The organism is Bifidobacterium sp. ESL0820 (genome assembly GCF_052606235.1).
Genome location: NZ_CP199594.1, coordinates 878,765 through 900,091 on the forward strand (window position 1 = coordinate 878,765; position 21,327 = coordinate 900,091).

Annotated in this window: 19 protein-coding genes and 1 riboswitch; of the genes, 4 read left to right on the forward strand and 15 right to left on the reverse strand. The window is 63.4% G+C overall.

Features of this window, described 5'->3' with window-relative positions; genetic code table 11:
* Nucleotides 1-92: 92 nt before the first annotated feature.
* A riboswitch (guanidine-III (ykkC-III) riboswitch) is annotated at nt 93-156 on the forward strand.
* Nucleotides 157-164: 8 nt separating this feature from the next.
* A complete protein-coding gene (locus ACUIAH_RS03705; protein ID WP_445341434.1) occupies nt 165-482 on the forward strand; it encodes a DMT family transporter in 318 nt (105 codons plus the stop codon).
* A 163-nt stretch (nt 483-645) separates the two neighbouring features.
* Nucleotides 646-1,146: a D-aminoacyl-tRNA deacylase gene (dtd, locus tag ACUIAH_RS03710; protein WP_445341435.1), complete on the forward strand. Its 501-nt coding sequence runs from the start codon at nt 646-648 to the stop codon at nt 1,144-1,146.
* Here dtd and ACUIAH_RS03715 read toward each other — a convergent pair.
* From ACUIAH_RS03715 to mraZ, 12 genes are all read right to left on the reverse strand, one after another.
* A complete protein-coding gene (locus tag ACUIAH_RS03715; RefSeq protein ID WP_445341436.1) occupies nt 1,139-2,404 on the reverse strand; it encodes a cell division protein FtsQ/DivIB in 1,266 nt (421 codons plus the stop codon). The two genes, dtd and ACUIAH_RS03715, sit on opposite strands and share 8 nt — an antisense overlap.
* Entirely contained in the window at nt 2,401-4,035 is a 1,635-nt protein-coding gene (gene murC, locus ACUIAH_RS03720; RefSeq protein WP_445341437.1) for a UDP-N-acetylmuramate--L-alanine ligase, read from the reverse strand. The genes ACUIAH_RS03715 and murC overlap by 4 nt, the downstream gene beginning before the upstream one ends.
* Before the next feature lie 73 nt (nt 4,036-4,108).
* The gene (locus tag ACUIAH_RS03725) at nt 4,109-5,341 is read right to left on the reverse strand and encodes a UDP-N-acetylglucosamine--N-acetylmuramyl-(pentapeptide) pyrophosphoryl-undecaprenol N-acetylglucosamine transferase (RefSeq protein WP_445341540.1); all 1,233 of its coding nucleotides are present in this window, start codon (nt 5,339-5,341) and stop codon (nt 4,109-4,111) included.
* A 70-nt stretch (nt 5,342-5,411) separates the two neighbouring features.
* Complete coding sequence (locus tag ACUIAH_RS03730; RefSeq protein ID WP_445341438.1) at nt 5,412-6,635, reverse strand: peptidoglycan glycosyltransferase FtsW; 1,224 nt, start codon at nt 6,633-6,635, stop codon at nt 5,412-5,414.
* On the reverse strand, nt 6,619-8,058 hold the full coding sequence (gene murD / locus ACUIAH_RS03735; RefSeq protein WP_445341439.1) for a UDP-N-acetylmuramoyl-L-alanine--D-glutamate ligase: 1,440 nt from the start codon (nt 8,056-8,058) through the stop codon (nt 6,619-6,621). Before murD ends, ACUIAH_RS03730 begins: the two co-directional genes overlap by 17 nt.
* Before the next feature lie 79 nt (nt 8,059-8,137).
* Nucleotides 8,138-9,241 carry a phospho-N-acetylmuramoyl-pentapeptide-transferase gene (gene mraY, locus ACUIAH_RS03740; protein WP_045924096.1) on the reverse strand — a complete coding sequence of 368 codons (1,104 nt, stop codon included), beginning with the start codon at nt 9,239-9,241 and terminating at the stop codon, nt 8,138-8,140.
* A 74-nt stretch (nt 9,242-9,315) separates the two neighbouring features.
* Entirely contained in the window at nt 9,316-10,842 is a 1,527-nt protein-coding gene (locus tag ACUIAH_RS03745; RefSeq protein WP_445341440.1) for a UDP-N-acetylmuramoyl-tripeptide--D-alanyl-D-alanine ligase, read from the reverse strand.
* A 9-nt stretch (nt 10,843-10,851) separates the two neighbouring features.
* Nucleotides 10,852-11,733: a UDP-N-acetylmuramyl peptide synthase gene (locus ACUIAH_RS03750; RefSeq protein ID WP_445341441.1), complete on the reverse strand. Its 882-nt coding sequence runs from the start codon at nt 11,731-11,733 to the stop codon at nt 10,852-10,854.
* A 46-nt stretch (nt 11,734-11,779) separates the two neighbouring features.
* A complete protein-coding gene (locus tag ACUIAH_RS03755; protein WP_313836921.1) occupies nt 11,780-13,561 on the reverse strand; it encodes a peptidoglycan D,D-transpeptidase FtsI family protein in 1,782 nt (593 codons plus the stop codon).
* Complete coding sequence (locus ACUIAH_RS03760; protein WP_445341442.1) at nt 13,558-14,049, reverse strand: hypothetical protein; 492 nt, start codon at nt 14,047-14,049, stop codon at nt 13,558-13,560. The genes ACUIAH_RS03755 and ACUIAH_RS03760 overlap by 4 nt, the downstream gene beginning before the upstream one ends.
* Entirely contained in the window at nt 14,046-15,137 is a 1,092-nt protein-coding gene (gene rsmH, locus ACUIAH_RS03765) for a 16S rRNA (cytosine(1402)-N(4))-methyltransferase RsmH (protein ID WP_045924304.1), read from the reverse strand. Before rsmH ends, ACUIAH_RS03760 begins: the two co-directional genes overlap by 4 nt.
* An 11-nt stretch (nt 15,138-15,148) precedes the next feature.
* Nucleotides 15,149-15,631 carry a division/cell wall cluster transcriptional repressor MraZ gene (gene mraZ, locus ACUIAH_RS03770; protein WP_445341443.1) on the reverse strand — a complete coding sequence of 161 codons (483 nt, stop codon included), beginning with the start codon at nt 15,629-15,631 and terminating at the stop codon, nt 15,149-15,151.
* 278 nt (nt 15,632-15,909) lie between these two features.
* Between mraZ and ACUIAH_RS03775 the strand changes: the two genes are divergently transcribed.
* A complete protein-coding gene (locus tag ACUIAH_RS03775; RefSeq protein WP_445341444.1) occupies nt 15,910-18,144 on the forward strand; it encodes a HelD family protein in 2,235 nt (744 codons plus the stop codon).
* A 148-nt stretch (nt 18,145-18,292) separates the two neighbouring features.
* On the opposite strand, the gene nrdR is transcribed toward ACUIAH_RS03775, so the two are convergent.
* Nucleotides 18,293-18,775, reverse strand: coding sequence for a transcriptional regulator NrdR (nrdR, locus tag ACUIAH_RS03780; RefSeq protein WP_045924089.1), 483 nt, complete (start codon nt 18,773-18,775; stop codon nt 18,293-18,295).
* Nucleotides 18,776-18,932: 157 nt separating this feature from the next.
* Complete coding sequence (locus ACUIAH_RS03785) at nt 18,933-19,361, reverse strand: LysM peptidoglycan-binding domain-containing protein (protein WP_445341445.1); 429 nt, start codon at nt 19,359-19,361, stop codon at nt 18,933-18,935.
* Between the two features lie 298 nt (nt 19,362-19,659).
* Between ACUIAH_RS03785 and lexA the strand changes: the two genes are divergently transcribed.
* Entirely contained in the window at nt 19,660-20,328 is a 669-nt protein-coding gene (gene lexA / locus ACUIAH_RS03790; RefSeq protein WP_445341541.1) for a transcriptional repressor LexA, read from the forward strand.
* Between the two features lie 3 nt (nt 20,329-20,331).
* On the opposite strand, the gene ACUIAH_RS03795 is transcribed toward lexA, so the two are convergent.
* Nucleotides 20,332-21,261, reverse strand: a complete 930-nt coding sequence (locus ACUIAH_RS03795) for a cation diffusion facilitator family transporter (RefSeq protein ID WP_306221899.1) — start codon at nt 21,259-21,261, stop codon at nt 20,332-20,334.
* Nucleotides 21,262-21,327 lie beyond the last annotated feature (66 nt).

Consider the following 21,327-nt stretch of genomic DNA (forward strand, 5'->3'; position numbering starts at 1 on the left):
AACTGAATCAGCATTGATCATTTACTACCTTTGAACCGCCATGAGAATATCTGACTCAACCTCTTACGATTCAACCCATGCTAGTCTGATGCGCAGAATCTGATTCAGGTTCCCGGACGATGGTCAAGTACCCGGACAGCGACAAGACTTGCCGAAAGGGAGCCATGTCATCGTGGATTGTACTCATACTCGCCGGCATCTGTGAATCGGTCTGGGCCACCGCACTAGGCAAATCTCAGGGCTTTACCAAAATCGTTCCTGACATTGTTTTCATTGTGGGATTGATTCTGAGCATGGCGGGTCTGGCCTTGGCCATGCGCACCATCCCTACCAGCACGGCCTATGTGGTCTGGGTCGGCATCGGAGCTGCCCTGACTGTCCTATACGCCATGGCTACGGGATCGGAACCTGTTTCGCTGGCACGCATTCTGCTCATCATCGGCCTGGTCGCTTGCGTGGTCGGACTCAAGATCGTCAATTGAGAGCGGTGCCCGTCATATTACCTAAGTAACACAGGCATAGTGGGCTTCGACCTGAAGCTGCCCACCGATCTTCAAACGGGTCTCCAGCCTGACTCTCACCAGGTACCGGTTCAGCTTTTCCGTGCGGCACTACAACAACGCCTGAAGTATTTAGACTGGAACCATGAGAATCGTCATACAGCGGGTCAGCCATGCCCGGGTCGATGTGGTCGACGAGCAGGGACAGCCGGATTCTGATTTCCATCCACAGAGCATCGGAAAAGGCCTCTTGCTCCTGGTGGCCGTCCAAGATTGCGACGGCGATGCCCAAGTGGACTATACCGTCCGCAAGCTGACCCGGATGCGCATCTTTGCCGACGAGGAAGGACGAATGAACCGGTCGGTCCTGGACTGCGGCGGCTCCATCCTTTCCATTTCCCAGTTCACCCTCTATGCGGATCTGCATCGTGGCAATCGCCCCAGTTTCATGGCTGCGGGAGAGCCCCGACATGCCCAAAACGTCTGGCAGGACCTGAACCGGGCACTGGCCGCGACCGGTGTCCCTGTTGCCGCCGGACAATTCGGCGCCCACATGCGAGTGGATCTGGTCAACGACGGACCGGTGACCATCCTACTGGACACCGACAAACTAATGAAGCCGGCAGCTTCCACAGTGGCTATTTGACGATGGGCCGCAGGGGCGCCGACACATCAAGCTGATGCTTGTCGCCGATCTTGGAAGGATCATTGATGATCTTGTCGACCACGGCCTGCTTGAGCTTCAGGTCGGAGCCGTCGCCCCAGATGATGACATGTTTGCCCTGGTCCAGCTCGGTGGTGATGGAGTCCTGGGTTTCCGCAGTCACCTTGGTCACCGAATGACGCATGGCCTCGGGCATGGTTGACAGTATCCGCAGGGTCTGCCTGACCGCCTGATCCTGCTGGGCACGATTGACGGTGGACACCTGGATGACCGGCACTCCCTTCACCGGCTTGGACACAGTATTGAGCACCCTTCCCTGTCTGTCTACGGCCGTCAGTCTGTCCTGTGCATCCTTGAAGACCGCAGTGGGCTCCTGGGCATCGAAGGTCACCTCCAGACCGTGCGGAAAACTCTTGCGGACCTTGGCATCGGTCACCCCGGCCATGCCGCTGATCTCCTGCTCGACTCCATTAGTGGAAATCAGCAGCAGCGAGCGATCCCCCTGATGAGCCACGATTGAGGCCACCCGATCGTTGGACACCCAGGCATTGCCGCCGCTGACATCGATCTTTTTGGTCTGCAGGCGGAAGACCGGCGAGAGAAAAAGCAGCCATGACAGTCCTGCAATCAGAGCCATGACCAGTAGAACGACACCTGTCCGGATCAGGACCAGCCTGCGACTGACCTTCTTCTTCTCGCGCACCCGGGCCTGAAAGTCCAGAACCTTGGGCCGTACGAAGATCCCCAGCCCCTGATCCTCCTGGTCGGTGCCAATCCTGCCTGAGACGGGTCGGTCCGGCGGTATGGTCCGGGCATCGACGAATCCGCCGGCCGAACTCGTCGAACGAGATTCTGCAGACTTGGATGTCACAGACTTGGAGGCTGAGGCGCTGCTGCTCTTTACCAGAGAGCGGGAGGATGAAGAGGCCGACCTTGGGCTACGTGTCCTGGAGCCGCCTGCATTCTTGGCACGATTGGGACGACCCTTGAGACGCTTGGACCGCTTGAGACGCCTGCCCCTGACGCCTGTCTTTTCAGCCTTGGACCGGCGACCTGCCAGTTCAGCAGCATCGGAAACAGTCGACCTGCCTGATCTTGCGGTTCTACCGGTCTGCGATTCCTCTCCCAAAGGCTTGGCGGTGCGCCCAGACCGGGCTGTCCGTGCGGCCTTGGCAGCCCGAACGGCCCTGCTTCTAGAAGAGGCTCCGCCGGAGGCGCTGCGACCCTTGCCGGTCTTCACTGTTCGTCCCGTTCAGCAAGCTTGTCAAGAATGACCGGTCCCATGGCGGTGACATCGCCGGCGCCCACAGTCAGGATCACATCCCCCGGCTCTGCCCGCTCGGCCAGATCCAGAGCTGCCTGATGCATGTCCGGGCAGGCCCGGAAGACAGCTCCGGTCGACCTCTTCCTGGAATCCCGGGACTCATGGTTCGATGCCTTGCGAGCGGCGGCAGGGATGGTCCCGGCATCCACGCCCGGAAAATCGCTGGCCAGCTCACGGGCGGGAAAGATGTCGGTGACAGTCACGTCGTCAGCCAGAGACAAAGCATCTGCGAACCGGTCGGCGAAGATGGCCGTGCGCGAATACAGGTGGGGCTGGAAGAGCACCCTGATGGTCCGCCCCGGATAACGCCGTCTGGCGGCGGTCAGCAGAGCAGCGATTTCCGTAGGATGATGGGCGTAATCGTCCACTACAGTGACCCCATGCTGGATTCCTCGGACCTCGAAGCGTCGAGAGGCCCCACGGAAGTCGGCGGCAGAAGCGGCGGCCGTATCGGGATCCATTCCCAGCAGGATGGCGGCGATGATTGCCGCGGCGGCATTGCGGGCGTTGTGGATGCCGGGAATCGCCAAGTCCACCTGCAATTCGAGCGGCTTGCCGGCATCCAACCCAGCTGCCTGAAGCACCTGCGCCGGGAGAGCCAAACGGCAATGCTCACGACCACTGCCGCTGCTTTCGGACTCGGACTCGATGCGAACCAGGCCGAGGACCCCGGGCAGGGAGCCCATATTCAGCTGGGGATCCGAAGCATAGACGATGATCTTGGCCTGGCAGTCCCCGTGCAACCGCCGCAGCACCTCCAGGGCGCCCTGGTCGTCCCCGCAGACCACCAGGAAGCGGCGGGCATGCCTGGCATGTTCCACGAAGGCCTGGTGGAAGGCGTCAGCCGTGCCGTAGTGGTCCAGATGGTCGGGCTCCACGTTGGTGATGATGGCGATGTCGGGAGTGTACTTGCCAAAGCTGCCGTCGGACTCGTCCGCCTCGGCCACAAGGACCCGTCCGGCCCCCACATGCCCCCCGTCCATGGGCCCCTGGCCGCTCTGAAGGCTGCCCCCGATGGCGTAGCTGGGATCAGCCAGATCCCCTTGGCCGCCCTTGGTCAGCAGGTGGGCCAAGAGCGCGCTGGTGGTGGTCTTGCCATGGGCACCGGCCACGGTGACTGAGATTCTGGAGGCCATGAGCAGGGCCAGAATGTCACTGCGGTGGACCAGCCGGGCGCCGGCCTCGCGAGCTGCCAGAATCTCGGGATTGTCAGGCTTGATGGCACTGGACCAGACCACCGTGCGAGCCCCGGCCACGTTGCTGGCGTCCTGACCGATGGCGACCGGGATTCCCAGCTGACGCAGGCGGCGGGTCTTATCCCCCTCGGCACGGTCGGAGCCCGAGACCTGCGCCCCCTCCTGGTGAAGCATCTCGGCCAGCACGCTCATCCCGGCCCCGCCGATGCCGATGAAGTGGGTGGGCCCCAGATCCCTGGGGTCGCGCACTCCGGCCTGGGCCAAGGCAGGCAGGCAGGGGTCCAGAACCGGCAGGGACCGGTCGCCGCCGTCCTGCCGACCGGGCACAGTATTCAATTCATGCTTGGGCACAGTAGTTGCATCTCCTCCAACAGTTCATGACCGTTCAGGACGGTCGCCCGTCGCCTGCCTCCATTATGCCCGATTAGGCCCTCCCAGAGTCCTTGCGGGCAAGGTGTTGGTCGGCCATGGTCAGGATCTGCTCAGCCATCACCTGGGCAGCGTCGCGAATCCCGTACCCCCAGGCCCGGCTGCGCATGTCAGCCAGCCTATCCTTATCAGCCATAAGAGCAGGGACGTGCTGGGCCACCCATTTGGCGTCCAGCGCCGCATCATCGACCATGAGCCCTCCCCCGGCCTGAACGACTGGCTGGGCGTTGAATCGCTGCTCGCCGTTGCCAATGGGCAGGGGCACGTAGACGGCGGGCACCCCCAGGGCGGCCAGCTCGCTGACAGAGCCGGCACCAGCCCTGCAGACCACCAGATCTGCGCAGGCAAAGGCCAGATCGATCCGCTCCAAGTATTCGGCCATGTGGTAGTCCCCCCGGCCCTGGTGGGCCGGGTCCAAATCGTTGATGGCCGCATCGCCCAGATCAGCAGCCACCTGGTCTCTGACCTGGTCGGCCTTGCCACGACCAGTCAGATGGATGACCTGGGTTCGCTCCAATAGTTGCCGGGCCGCGCCAGCCACCGCCTTATTCAGGCTGAGCGCACCCAGGGATCCCCCGGTGACCAGCAGGATAGGCCTATCGGGATCCAGACCCAAGGACTGCGCCGACTCCCGGCGAGCACCCGAGGGGTCAGCCTCCATCCGCTTGGCCAGTCGGGCGATAGCTGGCCGCAGGGGAAGACCCACGCGGCGCACAGGCACTCCGGCCCGGGCTCGGATGCCGGTATCCTCATAGGCTGTACCGACGAAATCAGCCCAGCGAGCGCCCAGCTTGTTGGCCATGCCTGCCCGGGCGTTCTGCTCGTGGACGACGATGGGCAGACCCAGATTCCGCGCAGCCCTGTAGGCCGGCGCCGAGGCATAGCCACCAAAGCCGACCACCAGGTCGGCCGACCGATCCTGCAGATATCCTCGAACCCGCTGCACCTCATGCCGCCAACGCCGGGGAAAGCTCAGGGCGGCCTTACTGGGACGACGAGGGAAGGGCACCTTCTCAATCAGATCCAAGGGAAGGCCGGCGGCCGGCACCAGGTCGTGCTCCAGCCCGACAGCAGTGCCGATCACACTGACAGCCGCCTGGGGACAGCGTTCCCGAATGGCCGCAGCCACGCTGAGCAGGGGGTTGACGTGCCCTGCCGTCCCCCCACCAGCCAGCACCAGATGGGGACCAGCGCCCTTACCGGCATGCTCCTGGTCGTCCCCAGGCATCCCGTTCTCGGTCCTCGTCGCTGTCGTCATCCCTGAATCCGCTTCCTTTCCGCCATATCCATTCCATATCTCATGACCCGTCTGTGGCCGCCTTCACGTCCGGTTGAGTCCGAATCATCTGCAGGGCCACCCCGGCCGAAGCCAGGCAGGAGATCAGGGCGGTCCCTCCAGCCGACACGAAGGGCAGGGGCAGGCCGATGACCGGCAACAGGCCCAGAACCACGCAGATGTTGACCAGGGCTTGACCCACCAGCCATACATCCAGGCAGATCAGCACCATGCCCGCATACCGGTTCCTGGTGGTCAGGGCGATCCTCAGCATGCACCAGCCCATGACCACGAAGACCAGAATAAGCATGGCCGCCCCTACAAAGCCCAGCTCCTCGCCGATGACAGCGAAGATGAAGTCATTGTGCGCCTCGGGCAGGTAGTTCCACTTCTCTCTGGAGTTTCCCAGCCCGACCCCGGTCAGGCCCCCCGAGGCCATGGCATACAGTCCGTGTATGGACTGGTAGCAGACACCCTGAATGTCATCCGCCGAGCACTTGCCGTAGGCGGCCATGATCCGCTGGGTCCGGTTGCTGTTGCCGTAGACCGAAAAGCCGATGACCGCGGCCATCCCCAGAACTGCCAGGCTGAGCAGCCAGCGCAGGGGGAAGCCCGAGACCAGGAAGGCCACGAAGCCGATGATGACGATGATCATGGCCGTTCCCAGATCCTTGCCCAGCATGATCAGCAGGAAACTGACGATAAAACCGGCGGCAGGCTTGGCATAGGCCTTGGCCAGGCTCTTCAGGTCGGAATCCTTGCCAGCCTGCCGCTGGGCTTCGATCAGGGCCTGGGGCAGCCACAGGCACAGGGCCAGTTTGAGCAGCTCGGCCGGCTGCATGGAGATGCCCCCCACCGAGATCCATCCCTCATTGCCGTTGGCAGACCGCCCCAGGGGAGTACGCGTCAGCAACTGAATACCCTGGCTGACAATCAGAAACCCGGTACTCCAGCTCCGGTAGCGGTCGATGCTGATCCTTACGGCCAAAAGGGCCAGCAACAGCCCCACCACGGCGTATATGCTCTGACGAATAACCTGGCTCCAGGGAGAGCTGCCCTGGGCCACCAGATCCACAGCCGAGGAGGAAAAGACCATCATCAGGCCGAAAACCGTGGTGGCGACGACCGTGGCCAAAAAGCCGTAGTAGCACCAGAGCGGGTTGAGGATGGCCCGCCAGCCCCGGTAGTCCCCCTTGCCGCCAGACCCCCGAGAGGGAGCCTTGTGCGGATCAGTGTCGCGCTTCATGCTCGTGGACCCACTGTTCGGCCTGCTGGGCAAACTGGTCGCCCCGGTCGGCATAGGAGGCGAACTGGTCCATGGAAGCGCAGGCGGGGGCCAGCAGAACCACCTGGCCGGGCTGTGCATAGGAGCCAGCGGCACGGACGGCCCGGGCCATAACCTGATCGCCGGCACCAGGGTCGATCAGGGTAACCGGCAGATCGGGCGCCTGGTCCTTGATGGCTTGAACTATGGGCTGCTGATCCCGGCCGATGACCACGGCTGCAGCCAGCTTGGACCTGCGGGACCGGACCAGATCGTCAAAGCGGGCGCCCTTGGCCAGCCCGCCGGCCAGCCAGACCACCTGGCCGTCATGGTAACTGGCCAGGGAGGCCTCGGCGGCATGGGCGTTGGTGGCCTTGGAGTCGTCGACAAAACGGATGGCCTGCGAACCCTGGCCCAGGGTGGCCACCGTACTGATCCTGTGGTCGCCAGGGGTGAAAGCACGCATGGCTTCGATGGCCGCGTCGACCTTGGCCCCAGCACCCAGGGCCAGAGCCAGGGCGCAGAGGGCGTCAGCCAGCAGATGGGGGTAGACCGTGCCGTCAGGCTCGCACAGATCCGTCAGGTCGGCCACCCGGACCAGCCTGACGCCCTCCTCAAAGTCATGACCGGTCAATCCGCTGTGGTCTATGACCCAGCCATCCTCTACGCCCAACTGCCCAGGCTCGGGCCGACCCAGGGTGAACCCCACACGTCGGCAGCCTGGGGCTGGCTGCGCCTGCCTGGCCAGATCGGAGACTCGGGAGTCGTCAGCGTTGTAGACCAGGGCCTTGCGCACGCCCCGGTAGATGCGCGCCTTGTCGGCCGCATAGGCCTCAAAGCCACCGTGCCAGTCCAGGTGGTCGTCGGCCAGATTGGTGATGGCCGCGCACTCCAGGGTCGGCGAAAAAGTGAAGTGCAGCTGGAAGGAGCTCAGCTCTACGCAGAGCATGTCGTTGTCGGAGTCCAGAACGGCTGTGGAGACGGCCTTGCCGATGTTGCCCACCGCAGGGGCCGTGAACCCGCTGGCCTGCATCATGGCGGCGACCATCCTGGTGGTCGATGTCTTGCCATTGGTGCCGGTGATTCCGATCCAGGGGGCTGGCCGGCCGGTCCGGGCTGCGGGCACCCGCAGCATCCAAGCCATCTCCACTTCGCTGACCACAGGGATGCCCCGACGCTGCGCCTCAAGGATAAATGGGGTGCGCGGATTGAAGACGGGCGAGGCCATGACCAGGTCCACCTGGCTCCAGTCCACCTGGTCGAAGTCATGAAGATCGGCCTGCGGGGCGCGCTGGTCCACAGTAGTCACTCCGGCCGCCCGGCCTCGCAGGGCTGCGGCCACGCTCCGTCCGGAAATGCCCAGCCCGGCGACCAGTACACGCTTCTGGCTCAAGTCCATATCCATGAACACCTCATTCCGCTAGCTCCGGCATCTGCTTGGCATGATACCGGCTGCCGAAGTCCGGTACCGTGAATGGACGCGCTCAGATGGGCAGCCCGGAGCGGACCACCCAGTCTGCATAGAAGCAGACCAGGGCCAGCAGGACGAAGATCAGGTCCACCATCCAGAACCGGACAACCACCTTGGACTCCTGCCAACCCATCAGCTCGAAGTGGTGGTGGATGGGCGCCATCTTGAAGACCCGCTTGTGGGTGAGCTTGAAGTAGCCCACCTGGATGACGTCGGAGGCGGCCTCGCCCACGAAGAGCCCGCCCAGGATGACCGCCAGAAGCTCGGTATGAGTGGCGATGGACAGGGCTGCGAAGAGCCCGCCCAGGGCCAAGGATCCGGTGTCTCCCATGAAGATGGAGGCTGGATTGGTGTTGTACCAGAGGAAGCCGAAGCAGGCCACGGCCGCGCAGCAGGCGATGATGGCCAGGTCCAGGGGGTCGGAGACCGCATAGGCATGGCCGGGATGGCTGCCGCCCTTCAAGTGGTAGCTTTCCCAGAAGGCGATGACCGTGTAACCCACGAAGGCGATCATGGAGGAGCCTGAAGCCAGCCCGTCCAGGCCGTCAGTCAGGTTGACCGCATTGCTCCAGGCCGTCATCAGCAGATTGACCCAGATGATGAACAGCACCACGGACAGGACGCTGCCTGCCATTCTGAAGTCGATGATGGGCTGCTCCACGAAGGAGATGCCCGCCTGGGCGCTGGGGTACCCGTTCTTGGTGGGCAGCTTCAGAGCCAGCACCGCGTAGATGGTGGCCAGTATGAACTGGCCGATGAACTTGGCCCTGACCGACAGGCCCAGGTTCTGCTTCTTGCGCACCTTGGCGAAGTCGTCGATGAAGCCCAGGAAGCCCATGGAGAGCATGGCGAACAGCACCAGCATGGCCGACAGGGACACGGATTCCCCCCGCGACAGGTAGCGGTAGAGCGCCGAGGCTGCCCAACCCAGCAGGATGGCCAGGTTGATGATCAGCCCGCCCATGGTCGGGGTGCCGCGCTTGACCAGGTGGGACTTGGGCCCATCCTGGCGGATGTACTGGCCGTAGTGCAGACGGTGGACCAGCCGTATCAGCAGGGGGGTGCCTGCCAGCGTCACCACCAAGGCGACCAGGATTCCGATGATGAGGGCAATCACAGTGTGTACTCCAACTCTTGGATTCTGTCCTTGAACGTTCTACCCCGCTGTGGGGATGCCAGCAGATTCATGGCTCAGCCCTGCCACCGGTCGGCCAGACCGGACAGGCCGGACATGTGCGAGCCCTTGAGCAGGACAAGATTTTGCCGGTCAGGATGCTTGGCGCATAGGCGGCGAACCATGTGATCGGCCTGGTCAGCATCCTGGGCGAAGAGGACGCGCATGGCCCCAGGCTGTTCCTCGCTCCGACCGGATAGGCCGCCAGCGCCACGGACAAGAGCATGAACCAACCCGTCCATCTGCTGATCCAGGCAGCCCACCGCGACCAATGCATCAATGCCCAACCGACGGCAGTAGGCGCCGATCTCCTGGTGCAGCCGCTCCCCTCGATCGCCCAGCTCAAGCATGACCCCCAGGACAGCTATCCGATAGACCGGGCCATCGGATCCCTTCCAGGCGGCCAGGGCGTCCAGGCCAGCCCGCACGGAGTCGGGATTGGCGTTGAAGGAATCATCGATCAGCGTGAAGGAGGCATCCGGCAGCCGGACCGAAGACAGGGCCATCCGATGCGGGCTTATTTGCCGCTGTCGACCCAGCTCATCGGCGATGCGTTCTGCGTCCAGACCCAGAGCGTGGGCTACCGTGGCGGCAGCCAGGGCGTTCATGACATTGTGCCGCCCCGGGATGCCCAGACGCAACCGCACTGGTTGCTGGCCAGGCAGACGCAGCTCGAAGGCCGGCCTGTCCAGGCTGTCGCTGCCAAGGTAGCGAGCCGAGCCGTCCAGGCTGCGGTCCTGACCGCCGTCCTCAGCGGCCATGCCAAACCGCAGAACAGGCCCAGAGGCCAGATCAGCCATGGCAGCCACCCGGGAATCGTCTGCGTTGAGCACGGCTGTCCCGCCCGGCACCAGGCCTTGCACGATCTCGCTCTTGGCCTGGGCGATGCGATCCACGGAGCCGAATTCGCCCAGGTGGGCCACTCCTACCTTGAGGACCAGAGCCATGTCCGGGGGAACCATTGTGGTCAGCCGGGCGATCTCACCCAGGTGGTTGGCACCCATCTCGGCCACCAGATACCGGGCGTCAGGCCCGACCTCCAAGGCGGTCAGAGGAAGGCCGATCTCGTTGTTGAAAGACCCGACAGGGGCCACCACCGGACCAAGGAGTGCCAGCAGGGAGGACAGCAGATCCTTGGTGGTGGTCTTGCCGACGGATCCGGTGATGCCGATCACCGTAAAGGGTTCCGAGGCTGCGCGCCGACGGTCTATGCTGGCCCGGGCCAGCAGCCCCAAGGCGTCAACCGTATCGTCCACAAGAATCTGGGGCAGGTCAGCGCCCGGAACGAGATGGTCGACCAGGGCCGCCCGGCAGCCCTTGGCTCCCAAGCCGGGAACATAGTCATGACCATCCACGTGCTCGCCCTTGATGGCTACGAAGAGTCCATCGGGCTTGGCCTGACGGGAGTCGGTCACCACCCGCATGCGCACGGACCGCTGGTCGGATTCGTGACCAGGACTGACCTCGACCAGCCGGCCGTGCACATATTCGACGACCTCTTCCAGGGTCATGGGCATGGACCCGGCCCCTACAGACTGACTCATCCTCACCTCTCAGGACATTTCGCGGGAGACGCGCAGGGCGCTCCTGATGTTGTTGCGTTTGACGCCGGCGGCCATGGTCATGGCGATGCACAGGGACAGGTCGTCGCTCTGTGCATCGGCGGGCAGGGACTGCCGGGCCAGCCCGTCGGATTCCTCGTTGCGCCGGGCTACGATGGTGTGCCCGCCCAGGCTGAACCCATATCGGCGGGCCCTGGAGATCAGCCGTACGTGCCGCATATCGCGCGTGGAGCCCTCCTGGGCACCCAGGGCCACTACATCCAGATCCACCGCCTGCAGGGCATCCCTGGCCAGGGTCTGTTCGTCCACGGAGATGACCACGGCGGCCGCCCCGTCCTCCAGGGCGATGGACAGACTGCGTTGCACATCGAACATGCTCAGGGGATATTCCAGGTCCAGTCGCCGGTCCAGCGAATAGGAACCCTTGGAGCTGAGAATGCCGACGGGATTGCCCAGCACGTGCAGGAAGTCGGCCAAGAGATCCACCTGCTCCTGCACCTGGGAACCGACCAGGGCGAAGACGGCCAGGGCTCCCGAAGGGTCCCCTGCAGCGTTGGACAGCAGCTGGCCCATCTGCCAGGCGTGCATGGTGCCGAAGAGCAGGGGTATGCGGGCTCGTCCCACCTCTTGACGGGCCGAGGTCGGCAGCAGGGCTGCGTAGGCCCCTCGACGCTCGGCCTCCTCGATCATGCCCTGGTCCACCTGCTGGTCTGCTGGCACATACAGACTGCCGGGCCGCACTGAGGGCAGGTCGTCCACCAGTGAGGTCACCGTAACTGGTTCAGCGAAATCGGGGACCAGGGTCAGCCCGTAGCGTCCTTTGAGCTGCCCCAGGGTCAACCGTCGGGAGATTGATTCACTCAGCGCACTCATGCTGCAATCTCTCCTTCGTCCGGGAACGCCATGATGCCTGCCGGTATCACCATGTTACCGGGATAGCATCGGTTCTGGGCCCAGACGTGGGGACCTGGTATTTCTGCATAAGGAATTCACCGATCTGAGCGAAGATGGGGCCGGCGGTGATGCTGCCGAAAACGCCATCGCTGCTGTGGGGATTCTTCAGGACTACGGTGACAACATAATGGGGGTCGTCAGCAGGCAGGATGCCCACCCAGTCGCTGATGATGCCGCCCAGGCCGCCCGAGCTGTCGGCCACCTCGGCGGTGCCGGTCTTGGAGGCCACCCGATAGCCATCCACCTTGGCTGTATTCTGGTACTTTTCAGCCACCGACTCCATGCCGTTCATGACCGTAGCCGCCACCTTCTCGTCCACTACCCTCACCCGGTTGGCGTTGACGGCATCCTGGCCGCGGATGATGGTCTGGTCGGCCCGGACCCCCTTGTTGGCCAGGGTGGCGATGACGTTGGTCAGCTGGATGGCGTTGGTGGCGTAGCCCTGGCCGAACAATACCGTGTTGCGCGTGCGTCGGTCCCAGGTCTGAGGCGAAGTCAGCAGGCCCTTGGACTCCCCCGGCAGGCCCAGGGACGAGGCCTGGCCGATGCCAAAGCGGGTCAGATAGTCGTAGCGCTTCTGATCCGGGTAGTGTTCGCCGGCCATGACCATGCCCACGTTGGAGGAGTTCTGCAGAATGCCGGCAAGGGTCCAGTGCTCGGCTGGATGGTCGAAGGCATCCTTGTACTGCTGGTTGTCCACGGTGATGTGGTCGGGCACAGTGAAGCGGTCGCTCATGGAGTGCACCTGCTCCTGAAGCATGCCGGAGATCGAGATGGTCTTGCCGATGGAGCCGGGCTCGAAGGTCTCCGCCACCGCCCGCGAAGAGTTGACCTTGGCCTGGTCGCTGCCAGCCTGGTAATCGTCAGTGTCGGCCAGGGCCAGGATCTCGTTGGTGCGGGTGTCCTGGACGACGGCCAGGGCCCAGTCGGCATGAAAGCGCTGGCAGCCCGACTTGAGGGCCTGACGGACGTACCACTGAACGTCCTGATCAACGGTCAGGGTCACATCCTTGCCGTTGACCGGATTGCGCTGACGGGTCACGGTTCCGGGGATCTCCTGTCCAAGCATCCCCTGCTGGTAGACCGTGTAGCCGTCAGAGCCGGTCAGCTGCCGATTCTCCATCTGCTCGATCCCGGCCACGCCCTTGCCGCTGTCGTCGATGCCCCCGATCAGGGCTCCCATCAGATCCGCATGGGGATAGGTGCGTTCGCTGCTCAGCTCTGCCGTGATGATCCCCTGCAGCCCCAGCTTGTCGATGGAGCGCTTGACCTCGGGAGTCACCCGCTTGGCCAAGACCACGTACCGTCCGGGGACGCTGAGTTTGCCGCCCAGCTCCATGGCGTTCATTCCCAGGGCCGGCGCCAGGAGGCGGGCCACGCCGGCAGCACCGTCAGCGCCCACCGGGTGGCCTTTGATGCTGTGGCAGTCGCTGCCTGTGCGCTTGGTGCAGTTGACAGGTATGAAGGAGGCGGCCGCTTCGGGGTCACCGATGATGTTGTACCGCTCCAGGCTCTGGGCCAGCACGCGGCCATTGACGTCCAGGATGCGGCCACGCTGGGCCTTGATGGTGTGCGGCACGGTGCGGCCCGCCGCAGCGGCTTGGGCCATGGACCTTCCGTCGAAGAGCTGGATATAGGCCAGCTTGCCCAGGGCCAGGGCGGCCACCAGGACCAGGATCAGGCCCACAGACAGCGAACGCTTGCAGAAGGAGAGGTGCCAGGAGCGCTTGGTTCCCTTGCCGCTCATGGATGCCCCGCCTTGCCCTGGGCATCCTGACGGGGCTTGTAGCCCTGCAGATCGATGGAGTTCAGGCCTTGCTGAGGCTGCATGCCCAACTGCTGGGCCTTGTCCGGCAAAGAAGCCTGGAGCTGGTCGAGCTTGTTCTGGTCATCCTGGACGTCCTGGTTGAGATTGCTGATCTCATGCTGGATCTGGGTAGCTTCGAAGGAGTCCTGGACCATCTGCGTGCGCAGCATCAGGGAACCGAACATGCAGGCAGCCAGAAAAACCACGGAGGCCATGATCCGCAGCAGGGGGTTGCCGCGGGTGCGCGTCCAGCCAATCAGACGCCTGGCCCCCTCAGCCACCGGGCCTCGTTCGGGATGGCGGTCCTTGCCCGGTTTGCCTGTGCCCTTGATCAAACTGAGCTCAGGCCTGGTGGGCATCTCCTGAATGCGGGGATGGCCCTTGTCCGCAGACGCCTTGGAACGGACTGAACGTGCTGGCATGGTCATGACCGGCGCCTCGATTCCGAACCATGGCCGACGCGGCGATGACGACCATCCGAGCCCTCACCACGGGCCTCGGCCTGAAGCCGGCGACGGCGCTCCTCGGGGATGGCTCCGATCATCTCCACGGCCCGCAGACGCACTGAAGCCGATCTTGGGTTGTGTTCCCGCTCGGCCGCGTCGGCCTTAATGGCCCCATGAGTCAGATCCGATAGATAGGGGCGGGCCTGATCGGGCACCACCGGCATGCCCGCCGGCAGGTCCACGTGCAGCCCTGGCGCCATGAAGCGCTTGACCATGCGGTCCTCCAGAGAATGGTAGGACTCCACAATCAGACGGCCCCCCTGAGCCAGCCGCAGCATGGCCTGGGGCAGGGTGCGCCTCAAACGATCCAACTCCCCGTTGACCTCGATGCGCAGGGCCTGGAAAACCCTCTTGGCCGGATTGCCCGGGGGACGATGGCCGCGCGGCACTGCCCTGTCGACCAGACGGTCCAGCTGGGCCGAGGTGGTCAGCGGCTGCTCCTGCCTGGCCTCGACGATGGCCCGAGCGATGCGTCCTGCATAGCGTTCCTCCCCATATCTGGAGAAGATGTCAGCCAGCCGGGCCTGGTCGTACTCGGCCAGGACCTGCGCAGCCGTCAGCTCCTGGCTGGTATCCATGCGCATGTCCAGCGGGGCATCCTGACGGTAGGTGAATCCCCTGTCGCGCTGGTCGATCTGCAGAGAAGACAATCCCAGATCCATGAAAACCAGGTCCACTTGCCCCAGGCCCAGGGCATCAAGCTGCTGGTCCAGCTGATCAAAGGGGGCGTGAACCGGCGTGAAGCGGTCGGCCAGACCCTCGTCGCGCATCCGGCCAGTGGCCAGATCCAGGGCCTGGCTGTCCCTGTCTATGCCAATAAGACGGGCCTCAGGGCAGGACTTGAGGAAGGCGGTGGCGTGACCAGCCAGGCCCAGCGTGCAATCCACAGCCACGGCCCCCGGGTGCTCCAAGGCGGGTCGAGCCAGCGCAAGGCAGCGTTCCAGCAGTACGGGACGGTGGACCCTGCCGCTGTCCACGGCCTCCTGGTCGGGAGGATTGCGATCTGACATCAGGGCCTCCATCAGCAATCCACCGCCGGAAGAACATCATCGGCAATGTCGGCGTAGCCCTGCTCCTTGCTCTCCAGGTAGGCAGTCCAGGAATCCTGATCCCAGATCTCAGCACGGGTGCCCACGCCGATGACCACGACGGGGCCCGTCAGCCGTGCATATGAGCGCAGCATGGGCGGAACCAGGATGCGGCCCTGCTTGTCGGGGACCTGGTCGACGGCGCCGGACAGAAATACGCGCAGGTAGTCCCTGGCCGACTTGTCGCCCATGGAGGTGTGCTGGATGCGCACGGCCATCCGTCGAAATTCCTCGGTGGGCAGCAGGCTGACGCAACGTTCCTGGCCACGGGCCATGACCAGGCCCTGACCCAGCTGGGCGCGGAACCTGGCGGGCAGAGCCAGGCGGCCCTTGGAATCCATCTTGGGGGTGTAGGTGCCCAGAAGCATAGGCGGCAGGGAAGGCGAGGCGGCATCTGCGTCATATGTATCGGCCATGCCCCACCTCCAATGCCAGTTTGGTAACCATGGGACGGCCCCATCGGGTAGCGTCCCCTACGCAGTGCTCCCCACTTTACCCCACTTATCCCCATTGCTCACCACCTTGACACCACTTCAGGCCCAAATCCAACCATTCGCCTCACCGACGGGTTCGCCTCGGCGTTTCGCCACCCGGCAAGGAGGGCGCGGCCAGGGGTCAGATGGACCGAAAAAATGTAGAGGTCGAGCGGTATATTGGATCATCCGATTTTGAACATTCCACAGAACGGACACACATGTCGAGCTATTCCTCACAGCTGCATGAAGAGCAGACGGCGGTGGACAGGGCCTACGGCCGTCTGGACGAGCTGCGGGCGCAGGCCAGGACCAGACTGGACGCGGTTCGGGCCGCCGGCTCCCACGGTTCCCCCACGCAGCGTACCGAGCGGGATTCCTTCGCCAACATGTATGAGGACCGGCTCACCCAGCTGCGGGCCGTAGAGGACCGTCTGGTCTTCGGCCGACTGGATACAGCCCAGGGCGGCCGGCGATATATCGGGCGACTGGGCCTGCTGGACAGCAATCACGAGCCAATCCTGACCGACTGGCGTGCCGAGGCCGCACGCCCCTTCTACGAGGCCACCCCGGCGGATCACGGCGACATCGTCATGCGTAGGCACATCACCCTCAACTTCCGCCAGGTCACCGGCATCGAGGATGAGGTTCTGGACCTGTCGGCCCCGGAAGTGGACAAGGCGGCCCAGGGCGGCACCCTGGCCGGCGAGGGCGCGCTCATGGCATCCCTGTCCAGCCGCCGCACCGGGCAGATGACCGACATCGTGGCCACCATCCAGGCTGAACAGGACCGGATCATCCGCTCCCCCATGACCCGTCCGCTGGTGGTCCAGGGCGGACCGGGCACCGGCAAGACGGCCGTGGCTCTGCACCGGGCGGCTTATCTGCTCTACACTCACCGGCGCCGACTGGAGAGTTCAGGCGTGCTGATCGTCGGGCCCAGCAACGCCTTCCTGCACTACATCGACCAGGTTCTGCCCTCCCTGGGCGAGACCGGAGTGCTCAGCCGCACCATGGGCGACCTCATCCCCGGCATCAGCGCCGACCGCCAGGAGGACCCGCACGTGGCCCGACTCAAGGGGGACATCCGCATGGCCGAGGCTGTAGCCAACGCCGTCGCCTCACGTGAGCGGGTTCCTGCCTCCCTGCCCACGGTCAAGGTGGATGGGGTGGCCGTCCCCATGCTGGCGGTCGACCTGGAACAGGCCCTGATCGATGCCCGACGCAGCCACCAGCCCCACAACAAAGCCAGGAACACCTTTGTGCGCTCGGCCCTGAACGCTATGACCGCCCGCTATGCCGAAGGGGTGGACTATCAGCCCGGAGCCGAGGAACTCGCCCGGGTCACCTCCCTGCTGCGGCTGAACGACCAGGTGCGGAGGACTCTCAACCTGGCCTGGCTGCCCATGAACCCCCGCTGGCTGGTCAACGACCTCTGGTCCAGGCCGGACCGTCTACGCCGGTTCGCCCCCTGGCTGACTCCTGAACAGATTGATCTGCTGACCCGCCAGGATGGCGCCGAACTGACCGTATCCGACATCCCCATCCTGGACGAGGCCATGGAGCTGCTGGGCCCCGACCCGCGCCAGGCGGACCGCGAACAGGCTGAAAAGGCCCGTCGCGATGAGGAACGGCGGTTTGCCAGCGACACCTTGGCCCAGAATGGCATCGGCACAGGGATCGTGACCTCCCAGATGCTGTTGGATTCCATCAACGGTCAGGACGAGAACCAGGCAGCCACCCAGGCGGCCGCCGACCGTGAATGGGTCTACGGGCACATCGTGGTTGACGAGGCCCAGGAACTGACGGCCATGGACTGGAGGATGCTGATCCGGCGCTGCCCCTCCCGATCCTTCACCATCGTCGGGGACGTGGCCCAGACCGCAGCCCTGGGCGGCACCCGGTCCTGGGCCTCCACCATGGATGCGCTTTTCGGACCGGATGGTTGGGACTTGCGACAGCTGACCATCGACTATCGCAACCCTCGTCAGGTATCCAACCTGGCCTCCTCCTTCGCAGCCTCCGAAGGTCTTGAAGTTTCAACGCTCAAGGCCGTGCGAGAGGTGGAAGGCTCGGTCAGCCGCCTGCGGGCAGAGGATCAAGCAAGCCTGTTGGACCAGCTGCCTGACCTGGTGAGCGAGCTGGCAAAACGTCATCTGGGCAAGGACGGCACCGGACGCCTGGCCATTATCGTTCCTGGCGCCCTGGAAGCTGAAGTAATCTCACGGCTGCATATTGACAAGGCTCAGGAGCACCAGATCACGGTCACGACCACCGGTCACACCAAGGGCCTGGAGTTCGATGCCGTGGTTCTGGTTGAGCCTGGAGCCATTCAGGATGAAGCCCCTTCCAGGCTGAGCGCGGCGGCTGACCTCTATGTGGCCATGACGCGACCGACACAGGAGCTGGTCATAGCCCAGACTTCCGGGGATCACAGGCTGCTGGACCTGGGATGAAGTGCCTAGGTGCCAGGCCTGCATCGTGCCTGGCGCCCCCGTTCGCTTCCAAACACAGTCCGATCTCGTCACAAGCCAGCCCAGTCGCACACTGACGAAAGCTGCTGGCCTGTTGCTGTCAGAATGGCCGATGCCAGAATAGCCAATTCTAGGACTGCTGAATTGCAGACTGCTCTTCGGCAGACTGGTCTTCGGCGCGCAAGGTGTCGATGGCCTGCTGGAAGTCCTCCAGGTTGCTGAAGTTGCGGTAGACCGAGGCGAAGCGCAGATAGGCCACTTCGTCCAACTCCCTGAGAGGCTTCAGGATGGCCCTGCCGACCTCTTCCGAATCCACCTGAGCCAGGCCGCGTGAGCGCAGATCCTCTTCAACCTGCTGGCCCAGGAGTTTCAGGTCATTCTCGTCGATGGGCCTGCCTTGGCAGGCCTTCCTCACACCAGCAATGACCTTGTCGCGGTTGAAGGGCTCGGCATTGCCCGAGCGTTTCATGACCAAGAGGATCGAGGTCTCCACCGTGGTGAACCGACGCGAGCATTGCGGACACTCACGGCGGCGTCTGATGGCATGGCCGTCGTCGCTGATTCGCGTATCCACAACCTTGGTATCGGGATTCTGGCAGAAAGGACAGTGCATATGCAATATCATAGCGCCAAAGAATCTCAAGACCCACGTATACCGGGCCTATCAGCGTATAACACTGGACAAACTCCTCGAATTCAGCTACTGCCTTCATCCAAACGACAGGTCATTGAGGCCCCGTCGTGCATCTTCTGGATCTAAAGCCGATGCCTCACTCGTCGCTGGGAATCAGAATTCGGTCCCCGACGCGCAGGTTGGGTGAGGACATATTGTTGATCTGCATGATGCGGTCTACGTTCTTGGTGACATCCTCGCCTTGCGGGGTGATTGAGGCCGCATAGGACCAGACATTGTCGCCCGGACGAACTGTTCTGGTGACGACTTCCTGTGGTCCTGGAGCAGAGCTGGCCGGACGAGCCATCCATCCGAACCCAGCCAGGGTCAAAGCTCCGACAGCCAGGAAAACCGCGATTCTGCGCACGACAACACCCGCAAACCCCTGATCAGGCAGACAGGCATTGACAACTCTGCGAAGACGAGCCAAGACGGACGAGAACACAGGACGCACATAGGCCAGGCAGACCGAAAACAGGTTCGTCGGCGCAGACATGCGGGAACCGGCACAGGTACGGACAACCATGGCACACCTCTTTCGAACATTTGTTCTATCGAACAGATGTTCTCATTCTGGCACCGCGATGGTTATTTGGCAAGGCTGATTCGAACATTTGTTTGATTTTTCACTTCAGGCAGGTTAGACTGAGTTCAGTTTCCAAGGAAAGGAGCCCATCGTGAGTACCATCCCCTTCACCGGGTCCACGGCCACGAGCTCCCTCAACCAGTCCACCCTTGCCAACAGCGCCGGATCTCAGGAAACCGGCTCACCCTCAGCCAAGGACACGACGAAAGAAAAGGCAGCCACCTCCAAGAGTCCGAATCTGGAGTCCAGACCCAAACTGACCGATCGCCAGGCCAAGGTCTTGGAAGCCATCAAGCGGCACCTGTCAGAGCGCGGATTCCTGCCCTCCTACAGGGAGATCGGCAGAGACGCGGGACTGCGCAGCACTTCTTCCGTCAAGCACCAGCTTCAGGTCTTGCAGGATCTGGGCTACATCCGTCTGACTGCCAACAAGGGACGTGCCATAGAGCTGGTCCAGGATCAGCCTGAGCCAACTGCTGGAATCGCCAAGATCATGCCCTTCCCTGATACACAGGCCGACGAGGCCATCATGCAGTCGCGCGACGTGCCCCTGGTCGGCAGAATCGCCGCCGGCCAGCCCATTCTGGCCGAGCAGCACGTGGACGATGTCATGCGTCTGCCTGAACGTCTGACCGGATCCGGGGAGCTCTTCATGCTTGAGGTCCATGGGGATTCCATGGTCGATGCCGCCATCTGCGACGGGGACTTTGTCGTCGTCCGCCGCCAGCAGGAAGCTGAGAACGGAGATATCGTTGCAGCCCTGATTGACGATGGAGCCACGGTAAAAACCTTCCGCCGCGAGGAGGGCCACGTTTGGCTGATTCCCCACAACCCGGCCTACTCCCCCATCGACGGCACCCACGCCGTCATCATGGGCAAGGTAGTCACCGTTCTGCGCAAGGTCTGAAGACTACATGTCCAAATGCTCGCCGCTGCTATCCCGGTGGCCCTGGGGTTCTATCTGAAAGGTCGTGTGTTCGACCGAAACAGGGAAATGATCGCGCAGGCAGCGTTGCATGCTGGTAAGGATGCGTTCGCTCTCAACAGCCGTCGTGCCCTGACGCACTACCACATGCGCCGTCAGCTGCGGCAGACCAGTGGAAACGCTGTTGGCATGCAGGTCATGTACCTCAAGTACGCCAGGCACGCCCTCCAGGTGCTTCCTGACCTTGGCCATGTCGAGGTCCGCCGGAGTCTCCTCAAGAAGCACAGAGACACTGCTGGCCAGCAGTTTGATCGCGCGGGGAATCATCAGCAGGGCGATCAGTCCTCCCGCCACGGCATCGAACCCGGCCCAGCCGGTGATCATCATGACCACGGCTGATACCAGAACCGCCACCGAGCCCAATGCATCGTTAACCACCTCGAGAAAAGCGGCACGCATGTTCAGATTGTCCTTGTGCCCTGAGGCCAGGACCAGGATGGATCCCACATTGGCAGCCAGACCCAAAAGTCCGAAGAAGAGCAGCAGTCCCTGCTGATGGACCTGATCCCGACCGGGCGACCAGAGCCGCAAGACGGCCTCCACGATGGCATAGATGCCCACAGCCAGCAGAACCAGAGCACCGCCAGCCGCCGTGATGACCTCCAGACGGGACCAGCCCCAGGTCCGTCGGTTCGTGGGGCGGCGATCCATCAACACAGCGGTTACCGTGGAGGCGATCAGCACAGCCATGTCGGTCATCATGTGCCCGGCATCGACCAGCAGGGCCAGACTGCGGGTGACCAAGGCGCCGACGACCTCGGCAACAAAGACCGATCCCGTCAGCGCCAGGGTCGTCAGCAACTGTCGACGATGGGCGGATCCGCCGCCTTGGACACCACCTTCATGAGCACTCATGCATACCCCGATTCATCAGTCACCAAGGTAAGTCACCAGGGGCTGCAAGGCAAGGGTCTTATGCCA